Genomic DNA, 12,336 nt, shown 5'->3' with positions numbered 1-12,336 from the left:
TCGGGGAATCTGTCGGTTCGTTTCAGTTCGCATGGCAGGCGGGTGCCTCAGGGAATCAAATCTCGTCGGCGTGTTTGCGGCCTTCCATGGCCTTTATGATGGTGGCACGGTCCAGCGTCGGGCTGAGCAGCTCGGCAAATTTGTAGACGAAATTGCGCAGGTAAGCGCTGCGCTTGAACGCGACGCGTGCCACGTTCAACCCAAACAGCGGGCCGGCGGCAATCGCCACCAGATCGCTGTTGGTACCGTCGTCCCTGAGTGCCATCTCGGCCACAATGCCCACGCCCAGACCCAGCCGCACGTAGGTCTTGATAACGTCGGAGTCGATGGCTTCCAGCGCAATGCGCGGGTGCAGGCGCTTGGCGGCAAATGCCAGATCAATCTTGGTCCGTCCGGTGAAGGACGGGTGGTAGGTGATGAGCGGCTCCTGGGCCAGGTCTTCCAGAGTGATATTCTCTTTTTTGGTCAGCGGATGCCCCGCGGGCAACACCAGCATGTGCTGCCATTCGTAGCAGGGCAGGGTGACCAGGTCTTCGTACTGGGTCAATGATTCGGTGGCGATGCCGATTTCGGCCACCTCGTCCAGCACCATGCGCGCCACCTGGTCGGGCGAGCCCTGATGCAGGCTGACATTGACCTTGGGAAAGGCTTCGCGCAGTTTCGCCACCGGCACCGGCAGCACATAGCGGGCCTGGGTGTGCGTGGTGGCGATTGAAAGGGTGCCGCTGTCCTGCGCCGAGAACTGCTCGCCGATGCGCCGCAGATTGCCCACTTCGCGCATGATGAGTTCGATGCTCTTGAGCACATGCTCGCCGGGTTCCGTGATGCGCTTGAGCCGCTTGCCGTGGCGGGCAAAGATTTCTACCCCCAGTTCCTCCTCCAGCTCGATGATGGCCTTGGACACGCCGGGCTGCGAGGTGTGGAGCGCCTTGGCGGTCTCGGTCAGGTTCAGGTTGCGCCGGACGGCCTCCTGAACAAATCGGAATTGGTGGAGGTTCATATCGAATTTTGGCTAAATATTGTTTTTATTATGCCAAATATCAACTTAAGGCGACTGGCTCCCGTTCGGAGTTGACCGGGTGGTCTCCGGGCATGGCGTGCGGCGCTTCAAGCCAGCGCGATACGCGCCATCAGCGCGGTGAGCTCGGGGTTCTCGCCAGCGGCGGGCAGCAGTTCGATGACCAGACCGGGATGCGCCGTGCGGAGCTCCTCGACCAGCACCGGCAAATCTTCCCGGGCATGTTTGCCTACCCCAAAAAACACCGGAAAGATGCGTATCGCCCGGACCCCCTTGGCGACCAGCTCTGAAGCGGCCTGCGGCAGGGCGGGCTCGCACAGCTCCAGGTAAGCGCAGCGCACGGGGGTGCCGGGCTGCATGCTGCGAATCTGCGTGGCCACCGCCTCAATGGGGGCACGCCACAGCGGGTCGCGGGAACCGTGGGCGAACAGCACCACGGCGGTGGTCGATGAAGATGGCTGGGTCATTAAGTTATCGGGCAAAAGCGTGCAGAACAATGGCGAAGCGATGAGCGCTTCTTAACGTCGGAGTACGAGCCAGCCAAACGCCCCCAGCGACACCGCCATGTACATCAGTCCGGGTGTGGCCGCGGCCAGCCATGGTTTCCAGTTGTTGAGGTTGCCGATGTAGCCGAACACGTTGTTGAGCAGGAAGAAGCTGATGCCGATCATCACGCCGGCAAATACATAGCCAGCAATGCCACCCGAGCGGAAATGCAGGTAGGCGAACGGCAGCGCCAGAATCACCATGACCAGGCAACTGAGTGGGTAAAACACCTTCTTCCAGAACTCGATTTCGTAGCGCTGGGCGGTCTGGCCGTTGGCGTCAAGGTGGCGCACATAGTTGAACAGGTCGATGGTGCCCATGCGCTCAGGCTTGAGCAGGGCCACGGACACCATCTCTGCCGTGATTTCTGTGGGCCAGCGGAAGTTCTGCACGGTGGCGCGCGTGACCTTGGCCGCCTGCGGTGGACTGCCAGGGCCCGCCGTGCTGGTGCCCGAGGTGACTTCAAACTCCGCGCGCTGGGCGGTCTTCATCACCCACGCATCGCTGGCTGAAAATTCCGCGACTGGCGCCTCGGTGGTGGAAACGACCTGCCCGCGGTTGTCGAACTCGAACACCTGCACGCCGCGCATCTCGTTCTCGGGCGACAACTCCTTCACATTCACCACATAGGTGTTGTAGGCCTGCTTTTCCTTCAGCCAGGCGCCGGTTTGTCCGACGGTGATCTTGCCCTGGTAGCGGGCCTTGAGCAGCTGCGCTGCGCGCTCGCTGGGCGGTGCGATGTAGTCGCCCACGGCGAAGCTGAAGACCACGCAGACGGCGCCCAGTGTGAGCAGCAGCTTGAGCGCCCGCCAGGGCCCGAGGCCGCTGGTGCGCAGGATGGTGTACTCCGAGCTTTGCGCCAGCCGTGCCATCACAAAAATGGTGCCGATCAGGACCGAAATCGGCATCAGCTCATACAGATGATTGGGCACCAGCAGCGTGACGTACAGCAGGGCATGCCGGATCTCATAGATGTCGCTGCCGCCCACGCCATTGTTCTTGCCGAGGTACTGCAGCTCATCGACCAGATCGAAGAAGAAAAACAGCGCGAGAAAGCCCAGCGCCACCAGCGCGATGGCCGAAGCGACTTCGCCGTAAATCAGGCGGCGTATGGTTTTCATGCGGTCTGCTCCTTGCCAGTTGCGACCGCCCGGGGCCGCAGACGCAGCACCCAGTTGTAGTGGCGCTTGGCCAGCCAGGCCATGCCCAGCAGGAACACGCCGCCGTGAAGCAACAGGAGGAAATTGCCAAAGCCGATCAGCCCGACAAAAATCCAGCTCTGGCCGAGGTTGACGAGGTTGTTGTACACAATGAAGGTCAGCAGCACAAAAAACAGGTTGCCGCTTCGTCCACCGCGCGGGTTCACGCTGGCCAGCGCTGCTGCGAGGATGACGAAGTTCACGGCGGCAATACCCAGGCCCAGTCGCCAGGCCAATTCGCTCAGATTGGCCCGGGTGGGCGACTTGATCAGATCGCGGGTGGAGAGCAGCTTGGACTCCGGGATGGGCGCACCCAGCGCAACGGAATCGCCGGTGCGCGTGCCGTATTGCTCGAAATCGCTGACCTTGAGCGCCGACTCGCCCACCACGTTCTCCAGACGCTGGCCGTTCTGCAGGATCAGGAACTGCCCGCCGTCGCGAATTTCAATGCTGCCCGATTTGGCGGTGGTGATGGAGCTCTTGCCCTTTTCCGTCGCAGCGATGAACACGTTGTTGCTGGCGCGGTCGCCTGCCAGGTCACGGTCAACAAAAAACACCCGGTTGCCGCTGGAGGATTCCTGGAACTGCCCCGGGGCAATGCGGTCGAGGTCGCCGCGCTGCTCGTAGCGGGTCTGCATGTCCTTGGTCTGCTGGTTGGTCCAGGGCCATACAAACAGTGCGGTCAGGCTGATGACCAACAGCATCGGCCATGAAAAGCGGAACAGCGGACGCAGAAACCCGCCCAGCCCCTGGCCGCTGGTGAACCAGACCACCATTTCACTGTCGCGGTACATGCGCGACAGCGTGCTCACCATGGCAATGAACAGGGACAGGGTGAGGATGGTGGGCAGGCGGCCCAGAGCCGAATAGGCCATGAACAGCATCACGTCCTGCGGGCTGATGTAGCCGCGGGAGGCCTGGCCGAGCGTGCGGATCAGCACAATGGTCATCACGATGGTGACCAGCACCACCAGCGTGGCGCCGAAAGTGCGAGCCAGCTCTTTGCGGATCGAGGATTGGAATAACATTGACCGGGTCGTCGCCTTGGAATTGCTTTATCGTTGTTGTTCGTGCTGCAGAAGGCGACTGTTATTTGTCATCGCCTGCTTGCCTGTTTGTTTGCTTCCACTAAAGAATAAAGCCAGAACCTGAATTATGGACTTTGAACTCAAAACAATGACCCCCGCACGCCTTTGCGCCGAAAAAACCGACGCCCTTGTGGCGCTGGTCGGCCAGACCCCCGCCTCTGACAGCGACGCGCTCTCCAGCCTCATCGCCCAGGCGCTGAAGGCGCGGGACTTCGAGGCCAAGCCGGGCAAACTGCTGGCTGCCTACCGGCCGGCCGGACTGGCCGCGACCCGTGTGGTGCTTGCCGGTGTGGGCGATGGCAGCCCGAAAAACATCCGTTCAGCAATCACCGCCGCAATGGGTGGCTTCAAGGGGGGCAATGTCCAGCACGTCACGGTGTGCCTGGCCAACGCGTCACTCCCAACGTCCGCATTGGCCCGCGCCGTGGTGCTGGCCGGCAGCGACGCCGCCTACAGCTACACCACCACCCGATCCAAACCCGGACCGGCCATGCCGGTGCGCATGACGCTGGTGGCCGACAGCGCTGCGGCGGCCAAGGCGCTGCAGCAGGGAATGGACACTGGTGTCGCCCTGGCCAAGGGCATCGAGCTGGCCAAGGAGTGGGCCAACCGCCCGGCCAACCACGCCACGCCGGTGTTGCTGGCTGGTGCTGCCAAGGCGCTGGGCAAGCTCAAAGGCATCAAGGTCGACGTGCTGGGCCCCAAGGAGGTCGAAAAGCTCGGCATGGGCTCCTTCATGGCCGTCGCGCAGGGCACGGCCCAGCCACTGCGGTTCATTGTGTTGCACTACCAGGGAGCTGCGAAGACGGCGGCTCCAGTGGTGCTGGTGGGCAAGGGCATTACTTTTGACACCGGCGGTATATCCATCAAGCCAGCCGCCGAGATGGACGAGATGAAGTTCGACATGTGCGGTGCCGCCAGTGTGCTGGGCACCTTCCGCGCGTTGGCCGAACTGCAGCCCACCCTGAACGTGGTGGGCCTGATTCCGGCCTGTGAGAACATGCCGGGCGGCCGCGCTGTCAAGCCGGGTGATGTGGTGACCAGTATGAGCGGCCAAACCATTGAAATTCTCAACACCGATGCCGAAGGGCGATTGGTGCTGTGTGACGCGCTGACGTATGCGGAGCGCTTCAAGCCCCGCGCCGTGGTGGACATCGCCACGCTCACAGGTGCTTGCGTGATCGCACTGGGTGGAGTGCGCAGCGGCATGTTCGCGACCGACGACGCTTTGGCTGATGCCCTGCATCAGGCCGGCGAGGCTTCGATGGACCTGTGCTGGCGCATGCCGTTGGATGAAGACTACGCCGACGGGCTGAAGACGCACTTTGCCGATGTGGCCAACGTCGCTGGCCGCGCTGCGGGTGCTGTGACGGCTGCCAAGTTTCTGCAGCGGTTTGCCACCAGCTTCCCCTGGGCGCATCTCGACATTGCCGGCACGGCGTGGAAAAGCGGTGCGGCCAAGGGCGCAACCGGCCGCCCCGTCGGACTGCTGGTGGAGTACCTGCTGGGCGAGGCGGGCCGTCCGGCCGTCAAGGAGCGGAGCAAAGCAAAGGCGGCATCGGCTCCACGTGGCTCCGGTCGCTCTGGCGTCGGCAACAAGGCATGACAGCCGTGATCCCGCGCTCTGGCCTTGGCCGAATCACCCGCTACCGTGCCGGGCGATGAACGTCGTACATGACTGAAATCGCTTTCCACTTCAATGTGCCTGACAAGCTGCAATACAGCTGCAGGCTGCTGCGCAAGGCATGGACTGGCGGCAGCAAGGTGGTGGTGACGGGCGAGCCCGAGGTACTGGCGGCGCTGGACCAGCTGCTGTGGCAGTTTTCCCCCACCGAATTCATCCCGCACTGCCTGGCCGATGCACCCGAATCGCAACGCGCGGTGACACCGGTGTGGCTGGCACCGTCGCCGTCCGGTTGCCCGCATGACAGCGTGCTGGTCAATCTGGGTTCTCAGGTGCCTACGGAGTTTGAGCGCTTCGAGCGTTTTATCGAAGTGGTGTCGCAACAGGACGAAGACCGGCTGGCGGGTCGCAGCCGCTGGAAGCACTACGCCGATCGGGGCTATGCCCTCAAGCGCCATGACCTGGCGGCGGGGCAGGGCGCATGAGCGCCGCACCGGTTCCACCGCGGTTTGTGCCCACCCTGACCGAGGTGGTTACACCCGGCTCGGCTGGGCTGTCGCCCGCGCGACCCGGTGCTGTCCCCCGGCCGGCAGAGCTTGTCAGCACGCCGGAAGGCGAAGAGCAGATGATCGCGCGCATCATGCAGCGGCTCGATCTGGTGCTGGAGCGGCGTCTGCGCGAGACCCTGGGGCAGCTCATGCTGACCCAGACGCAGGCCGTCCTGCCGAGGCTGCGGCAAGAGCTGGAACCGGTGGTGCAAGGCATGGTTCAGGAAGCGTTGCGGGAAGAATCGCAGCGCCGAAACCCCGATCAGCCCTGACCCATTCGCGGTTTCCCCGGGCGGCCAGCCACGGCCGATTGGAGGGCTTCAGCATTAGGGCGCCTGCTCCGCGGGTAATCCCCCTAATCGGAAAAATACCTAGGGGCGTTGCTATGGTACGGGCCCGGAAATTGCGTTATGTTCCCCCCGTTGAGTTAAAAAAATCTGTTCTCAACCTTCAACGTAAATCCTAATCGGAGTGTTTTTTATGCAAATGAAATTGAAACTGACCGCAGCCGCTGCGCTTGTCGCTGTGACTGGTTTGGCTTCTGCTCAAGACGTCGTCGTCAAAATCGGCCACGTCGCACCGCTGTCGGGCTCACAAGCCCATTACGGCAAAGACAACGAAAACGGCGTCCGTATGGCTATTGAAGACCTCAACGCCCAAGGCGTGGTCATCGGTGGCAAGAAGGTCAAGTTCGAAATCGTTGCTGAAGACGACGCTGCTGATCCAAAACAGGGCACGGCTGCTGCACAAAAACTGTGCGACTCCAAAGTGGCTGGCGTGGTCGGACACCTGAACTCGGGTACCACCATCCCTGCATCGAAGGTTTACAACGACTGCGGCATTCCTCACGTCACGGGCGCTGCCACCAACCCCAACCTGACCAAGCCAGGCTACAAGACCACCTACCGCATCATTGCCAACGACAACGCCCTGGGCGCTGGCCTGGCTTTCTATGCAGCTGACGCACTGAAGCTGAAAAAAGTCGCCATCATTGACGACCGCACCGCTTACGGCCAGGGCGTGGCTGAAGTGTTCAAGCGCACCGCGCTGTCCAAGGGCATGCAGGTTGTGGACGAGCAGTTCACCACCGACAAAGCCACCGACTTCATGGCCATTTTGACCGCCGTGAAAGCCAAGGCACCTGATGCCGTGTTCTACGGCGGCATGGACCCACAGGGCGGCCCCATGCTGCGCCAGATGGAACAACTGGGCATGAGCAACGTCAAGTTCTTCGGTGGTGACGGCATCTGCACGTCCGAGCTGGCCAAGCTGGCTGCTGGCGCCAAGACCCTGAACAATGTGGTGTGCGCTGAAGGCGGCGCCTCGCTGGCCAAGATGCCTGGCGGCGAAGCCTGGAAAAAGCGTTACGACGCCAAGTACCCCAACCAGTTCCAGGTCTACAGCCCGTACACCTACGACGCGACCTTCGTTCTGGTTGACGCCATGAAGCGTGCTGGTTCGACCGATCCAAAGGTCTACACCCCTGAGCTGATCAAGACCAACTTCAAGGGCGTGACCACCACCATCGGTTTCGAGCCGAACGGCGAGTTGAAGAACCCGGCCATCACCCTGTACGTCTACAAGGACGGCAAGAAGGCTGCGCTGAACTGATCCGGTTCACCCGCAACGAAAAAGCCACCGCGAGGTGGCTTTTTTCATGGGTGGGCAGATTCCAGATAGCCGTGACGGCGTATCCAGCAGACCAGCAGACACAAAAAAGCCCAGACTGGCTGGGCTTTCAGGAGTTGCTGCCACCGTGTGGAAACTCACGGCAACTTGACTGATGGCGGAAGAGGCGGGATTCGAACCCGCGGTAGGTTTAACCCTACGCACGCTTTCCAGGCGTGTGACTTAAACCACTCATCCACCCTTCCGCGAAGCTTTTGATTATAGCAGTGCGGCTGGCGAAGCGACGCGCCCGCCCGGACACTTTGACCGGGCAAAGGTGGCTGGCCCTCAGTGCACGGTGCCCTGGAAACGGTGCTTTTCCAGTTGCATCATGCTGACAAAGTCCAGCGCCCGCATATGGGTTGATTCAAGGACCACCGGCGGGGCCACACCCGCATCCATCGCTTCGCGCCAGCGCGTGGCGCACACGCACCAGCGGTCGCCTGCCTTGAGCCCGGCAAAGCGGTGTTCAGGCCGGGGCGTGATCAGGTCGTTGCCCTGGTCTCTGGAGAAAGCCAGAAATTCGTCCGTCACGCGCACGCAGATCACATGCGAGCCCCGGTCGTGCGCATCGGTGTTGCAGCACCCGTCGCGAAAGTACCCGGTGAGCGGGTCGTACGAACAAGGCACCAGCTCTGTGCCGAGGACATTTTTGGCGTTCATCGTCATGGTCTGTGGTGCTCGGGAAGTCTTCTGTGTGAATCGAAAGGGGTCGGGATTCAGCTGGCCTTGTTGGCCTGAACCATCTTCATGGCGGAGGTGATGAGGGCGGACACCTCGGTCATGTTGCTGGGCACGACCAGGGTGGTGGTGGCGTCGCCAGCCACCCGCGAGTAGGCATCGACGGCCTTTTCAGCGACCTTGAGTTGCACCGCCTGCTCGCCACCCGGCTGTCGGATAGCCGCCGCGACCACTTCGATGGCGCGGGCGTTGGCTTCGGCCACGGCAGTGATGGCAGCGGCTTCGCCCTGTGCGTTGTTGATGGCGGCCTGCTTCTCGCCTTCGGAGCGGGCAATGAAAGCTTCGCGCTCACCGGTTGCGATGTTGATCTGCTCTTGCTTCCGGCCTTCAGAGGCGGCAATCAGCGCGCGCTTTTCCCGCTCGGCGGTGATCTGCGACTGCATGGCGTGCAGGATTTCCTTGGGTGGCGTCAGGTCCTTGATCTCATAACGCAGCACTTTCACGCCCCAGTTCAGGGCCGCTTCGTCAATCGCGGCCACCACTTGGGCGTTGATGATGTCGCGCTCTTCAAAGGTTTTGTCCAGTTCGAGTTTGCCGATGACTGAACGCAGCGAGGTCTGGGCCAGTTGCGTGACTGCCACGATGTAGTTGGACGAGCCGTAGCTGGCCCGCATCGGATCGGTCACCTGGAAATACAGGATGCCGTCGACCTGCAACTGCGTGTTGTCGCGCGTGATGCAGACCTGGCTGGGCACATCCAGCGGGATTTCTTTCAGGCTGTGCTTGTAGGCCACACGGTCAATGAAGGGGACCAGAAAATTCAGGCCGGGCGTGAGGCTGCCGTGGTATTTACCCAGCCGCTCGATGACCCATGCGTTCTGTTGCGGCACCACCTTGATGCTCTGGACGATAAAGATGCCGGCAACGATCAGGATGACGATTGCAATTTCCATGGTTCCTCCTTGATTATTTGAATACGGGTCAGTGGTCTGAATTGGCTTCGTAGAGCACGTTCAATCTCAGACGCAAGGCAGCAGCCTACAGCTTTTCAATGACCAGACGGTTTCCCAGCATTTCCTTGATGCGGAAATGACCGGGCAAGGCGGGCTCGGCCGGGTTGGCTGGCACGGCGGTCCACTGCGCGCCCCGGAATTTGACGGTGGCGGTGCCGTCGGCATTCCACTGCGCCACTTGAACCGCTTCACCGATGTCAATGTTGACATCGCTGTTCGCGCTGGCCGGCAAGGGGGCGGGCCGCTGGCTGCGCTGCCAGTGCCAAACAGCCACCGCACCACCGCCCACCACAGCGGCAACCGCCATTTGCGCGACCATTGACAGCCCCAGATGGGCGGCCAGCGCACCCGCCGCCAGCCCAAGGGCGATCATCAGCAGATAAAAAGTGCCGGTGACCAGCTCGACGGCGATGGCGGCTCCGGCCAGCAGCCACCAGACGGTTGATTCAGCCATGTTGTGTCCTTTTGTCGGTGATGCGCCACATTTTGGGGCAATTACCACCGGGTGCAAGCGCGTCCACTGATTATTTCCTTACACTTCGCACTCTTTCCTTTGACCGTTCGGGCTCAACCTGTCTATGCCCATCCGAGCGATTGCCATGCCCTCCGACAGGTTCAGGGCGCCAATGAACTGCTGCCCATGAAATTCCGCTTTCCCATCGTCATCATTGATGAAGATTTCCGTTCCGAAAACACCTCTGGTCTGGGGATTCGGGCACTGGCGCAAGCCATCGAGAGCGAGGGCTTTGAGGTACTGGGCGTGACCAGCTACGGCGACCTGTCGCAGTTTGCCCAGCAGCAAAGCCGCGCCAGCGCGTTCATCCTGTCGATTGACGACGAAGAATTCACTCCCGGGCCCGATCTCGACCCTGCTGTGCTGAACCTGCGTACCTTCATCGAAGAAGTGCGCCGCAAGAATCTGGATGTTCCTATCTATGTGTACGGCGAGACCAAGACCTCGCGGCATATCCCGAACGACATCCTGCGCGAACTGCACGGCTTCATCCACATGTTCGAGGACACGCCCGAGTTTGTGGCGCGTCACATCCTGCGTGAAGCCAAGAGTTACCTCGAAGGCGTGCAGCCACCCTTCTTCAAGGCCTTGCTGGACTACGCCGAAGACGGCTCTTACTCATGGCACTGCCCGGGTCACTCCGGTGGGGTGGCGTTCCTGAAAAGCCCGGTGGGGCAGATGTTCCACCAGTTTTTCGGTGAAAACATGCTGCGCGCCGACGTTTGCAATGCTGTGGAGGAACTGGGTCAGCTGCTCGATCACGACGGCGCCATCGGTGCCAGCGAGCGCAACGCGGCGCGCATCTTCAACGCCGACCACTGCTTTTTTGTGACCAACGGTACATCCACCAGCAACAAGATGGTGTGGCACTACACGGTGGCGCCTGGCGATGTGGTGGTGGTGGACCGCAATTGCCACAAATCCATCCTGCACGCCATCATCATGACGGGGGCGATTCCGGTGTTCCTCAAGCCGACGCGCAACCACTTCGGCATCATCGGGCCGATTCCTCAGAGCGAATTCGACCCGGAGTCCATCAAGGCGAAGATCCGCGCCAACCCGTTGCTCAAGGGCGTGGACCCGGAGACCGTCAAACCCCGCGTGATGACGCTAACGCAGTCCACCTACGACGGCGTGCTCTACAACACCGAGACCATCAAGGGCATGCTGGACGGTTACGTCGACAACATCCATTTCGACGAAGCGTGGCTGCCGCACGCTGCCTTTCACCCCTTCTATGGCAGCTACCACGCCATGGGTAAGAACCGCATCCGCCCGAAGAACGCCGTGGTGTACGCGACCCAGTCCATCCACAAGCTGCTTGCCGGCATCAGCCAGGCCAGCCACGTGCTGGTGCAGGACTCGCAGAACATCAAGCTCGACAGGCACCTCTTCAACGAGGCCTACCTGATGCACACCTCCACCTCACCGCAGTACAGCATCATTGCCAGCTGCGACGTGGCGGCCGCCATGATGGAGCCTCCCGGCGGCACCGCACTGGTGGAGGAAAGCATCACCGAGGCGCTCGACTTCCGCCGCGCCATGCGCAAGATCGATGAAGAGTACGGCATGGACTGGTGGTTCAAGGTCTGGGGACCGGACAAGCTGGTGGAAGAGGGCATAGGCCTGGCGGAAGACTGGATCATCAAGGGCGAATCGCGCAGCGCCAAAACCGCGAAGAACGGTGCCAACAACTGGCACGGCTTCGGCCAAATGGCCACCGGCTTCAACATGCTGGACCCGATCAAGTCCACCATCGTCACACCGGGCATGGACCTCAACGGCAAGTTCGCCAAGACCGGCATTCCCGCCAGCATCGTGACCAAGTTTCTGGCCGAGCATGGCGTCATCGTCGAGAAAACCGGCCTCTACAGTTTCTTCATCATGTTCACCATCGGCATCACCAAGGGCCGCTGGAACACCTTGCTCACTGCGCTGCAGCAGTTCAAGGACGACTACGACAAGAACCAGCCGATGTGGCGCATCCTGCCCGAGTTCTGCCAGAAGTACCCCAAGTACGAGCGCATGGGCCTGGCCGATCTGTGTCATCACATCCACGCGTTGTACGCCAAGTACGACATCGCCCGCCTGACCACCGAGGTCTATCTGAGCGATCTGGCGCCTGCCATGAAGCCCAGCGACGCCTATGCACACATTGCCCACCGCACCACCGAGCGGGTGGAAATTGACCACCTTGAAGGCCGCATCACCGTGGGTTTGGTCACGCCTTACCCACCGGGCATCCCACTGCTGATCCCAGGCGAGGTGTTCAACCGCAAGATCGTCGATTACCTCAAGTTTGCGCGCGAATTCAATGCCCAGTGCCCGGGTTTCGAGACCGACATCCACGGTCTGGTCGAGCAGGTCGATGCCAAAGGCAAGACGCGCTATTACGCCGATTGCGTGAAGGTCTGACGGACCGGGACGGCCAGGGCTC

The 12,336-nt window shown here is 61.5% G+C and carries 12 protein-coding genes and 1 tRNA gene; 5 read left to right on the top strand and 8 right to left on the bottom strand.

What is annotated here, in order from left to right; translation table 11 throughout:
• Nucleotides 1–55: 55 nt before the first annotated feature.
• The 4 genes from AAG793_RS03835 to lptF form a co-directional block, all read right to left on the bottom strand.
• A complete protein-coding gene (locus AAG793_RS03835; RefSeq protein ID WP_341904255.1) occupies nt 56–1,000 on the bottom strand; it encodes a CysB family HTH-type transcriptional regulator in 945 nt (314 codons plus the stop codon).
• A 107-nt stretch (nt 1,001–1,107) separates the two neighbouring features.
• A complete protein-coding gene (locus tag AAG793_RS03830; RefSeq protein ID WP_341904251.1) occupies nt 1,108–1,485 on the bottom strand; it encodes a CbiX/SirB N-terminal domain-containing protein in 378 nt (125 codons plus the stop codon).
• Nucleotides 1,486–1,536: 51 nt separating this feature from the next.
• A complete protein-coding gene (gene lptG, locus AAG793_RS03825) occupies nt 1,537–2,685 on the bottom strand; it encodes an LPS export ABC transporter permease LptG (protein WP_341904248.1) in 1,149 nt (382 codons plus the stop codon).
• Nucleotides 2,682–3,791, bottom strand: a complete 1,110-nt coding sequence (lptF, locus tag AAG793_RS03820) for an LPS export ABC transporter permease LptF (RefSeq protein ID WP_341904245.1) — start codon at nt 3,789–3,791, stop codon at nt 2,682–2,684. The genes lptG and lptF overlap by 4 nt, the downstream gene beginning before the upstream one ends.
• 127 nt (nt 3,792–3,918) lie before the next feature.
• Between lptF and AAG793_RS03815 the strand changes: the two genes are divergently transcribed.
• The 4 genes from AAG793_RS03815 (at nt 3,919) to AAG793_RS03800 (ending at nt 7,634) form a co-directional block, all read left to right on the top strand.
• Nucleotides 3,919–5,457: a leucyl aminopeptidase gene (locus tag AAG793_RS03815; protein WP_341904242.1), complete on the top strand. Its 1,539-nt coding sequence runs from the start codon at nt 3,919–3,921 to the stop codon at nt 5,455–5,457.
• A 68-nt stretch (nt 5,458–5,525) separates the two neighbouring features.
• Nucleotides 5,526–5,960, top strand: coding sequence for a DNA polymerase III subunit chi (locus AAG793_RS03810; protein ID WP_341904240.1), 435 nt, complete (start codon nt 5,526–5,528; stop codon nt 5,958–5,960).
• On the top strand, nt 5,957–6,295 hold the full coding sequence (locus AAG793_RS03805; protein ID WP_341904237.1) for a hypothetical protein: 339 nt from the start codon (nt 5,957–5,959) through the stop codon (nt 6,293–6,295). The genes AAG793_RS03810 and AAG793_RS03805 overlap by 4 nt, the downstream gene beginning before the upstream one ends.
• A 208-nt stretch (nt 6,296–6,503) precedes the next feature.
• Entirely contained in the window at nt 6,504–7,634 is a 1,131-nt protein-coding gene (locus tag AAG793_RS03800) for a branched-chain amino acid ABC transporter substrate-binding protein (RefSeq protein ID WP_341904234.1), read from the top strand.
• A 173-nt stretch (nt 7,635–7,807) separates the two neighbouring features.
• Here the strand turns inward: AAG793_RS03800 and AAG793_RS03795 are convergent.
• The 4 genes from AAG793_RS03795 to AAG793_RS03780 all read right to left on the bottom strand — a co-directional run bounded on the left by AAG793_RS03795 (nt 7,808) and on the right by AAG793_RS03780 (nt 9,839).
• Nucleotides 7,808–7,897: transfer RNA gene (locus tag AAG793_RS03795), tRNA-Ser, on the bottom strand.
• Between the two features lie 82 nt (nt 7,898–7,979).
• Nucleotides 7,980–8,354 carry a DUF2237 domain-containing protein gene (locus AAG793_RS03790; protein ID WP_341904231.1) on the bottom strand — a complete coding sequence of 125 codons (375 nt, stop codon included), beginning with the start codon at nt 8,352–8,354 and terminating at the stop codon, nt 7,980–7,982.
• 56 nt (nt 8,355–8,410) lie between these two features.
• Nucleotides 8,411–9,325 (bottom strand): stomatin-like protein, encoded by a 915-nt coding sequence (locus tag AAG793_RS03785; protein ID WP_341904228.1) that lies wholly within the window; start codon nt 9,323–9,325, stop codon nt 8,411–8,413.
• Between the two features lie 85 nt (nt 9,326–9,410).
• Nucleotides 9,411–9,839 (bottom strand): NfeD family protein, encoded by a 429-nt coding sequence (locus AAG793_RS03780; protein ID WP_341904225.1) that lies wholly within the window; start codon nt 9,837–9,839, stop codon nt 9,411–9,413.
• 186 nt (nt 9,840–10,025) lie between these two features.
• On the opposite strand from AAG793_RS03780, the gene AAG793_RS03775 reads away from it, so the two are divergent.
• On the top strand, nt 10,026–12,314 hold the full coding sequence (locus tag AAG793_RS03775) for an arginine/lysine/ornithine decarboxylase (RefSeq protein ID WP_341904223.1): 2,289 nt from the start codon (nt 10,026–10,028) through the stop codon (nt 12,312–12,314).
• Nucleotides 12,315–12,336: the final 22 nt, after the last annotated feature.

Source organism: Polaromonas sp. YR568, from assembly GCF_943372955.1.
GTDB lineage: Bacteria > Pseudomonadota > Gammaproteobacteria > Burkholderiales > Burkholderiaceae_C > Polaromonas.
The sequence above is the reverse complement of the archived record's forward strand: the minus strand, read 5'-3'. Positions and strand labels throughout refer to the sequence as shown.

What these genes read in the sequence shown, in the direction of transcription:
- AAG793_RS03835 (WP_341904255.1), bottom strand. Translation starts at nt 1,000, where the DNA reads ATGAACCTCCACCAATTCCGATTTGTTCAGGAGGCCGTCCGGCGCAAC.
- AAG793_RS03830 (WP_341904251.1), bottom strand. Translation starts at nt 1,485, where the DNA reads ATGACCCAGCCATCTTCATCGACCACCGCCGTGGTGCTGTTCGCCCAC.
- lptG (WP_341904248.1), bottom strand. Translation starts at nt 2,685, where the DNA reads ATGAAAACCATACGCCGCCTGATTTACGGCGAAGTCGCTTCGGCCATC.
- lptF (WP_341904245.1), bottom strand. Translation starts at nt 3,791, where the DNA reads ATGTTATTCCAATCCTCGATCCGCAAAGAGCTGGCTCGCACTTTCGGC.
- AAG793_RS03815 (WP_341904242.1), top strand. Translation starts at nt 3,919, where the DNA reads ATGGACTTTGAACTCAAAACAATGACCCCCGCACGCCTTTGCGCCGAA.
- AAG793_RS03810 (WP_341904240.1), top strand. Translation starts at nt 5,526, where the DNA reads ATGACTGAAATCGCTTTCCACTTCAATGTGCCTGACAAGCTGCAATAC.
- AAG793_RS03805 (WP_341904237.1), top strand. Translation starts at nt 5,957, where the DNA reads ATGAGCGCCGCACCGGTTCCACCGCGGTTTGTGCCCACCCTGACCGAG.
- AAG793_RS03800 (WP_341904234.1), top strand. Translation starts at nt 6,504, where the DNA reads ATGCAAATGAAATTGAAACTGACCGCAGCCGCTGCGCTTGTCGCTGTG.
- AAG793_RS03790 (WP_341904231.1), bottom strand. Translation starts at nt 8,354, where the DNA reads ATGAACGCCAAAAATGTCCTCGGCACAGAGCTGGTGCCTTGTTCGTAC.
- AAG793_RS03785 (WP_341904228.1), bottom strand. Translation starts at nt 9,325, where the DNA reads ATGGAAATTGCAATCGTCATCCTGATCGTTGCCGGCATCTTTATCGTC.
- AAG793_RS03780 (WP_341904225.1), bottom strand. Translation starts at nt 9,839, where the DNA reads ATGGCTGAATCAACCGTCTGGTGGCTGCTGGCCGGAGCCGCCATCGCC.
- AAG793_RS03775 (WP_341904223.1), top strand. Translation starts at nt 10,026, where the DNA reads ATGAAATTCCGCTTTCCCATCGTCATCATTGATGAAGATTTCCGTTCC.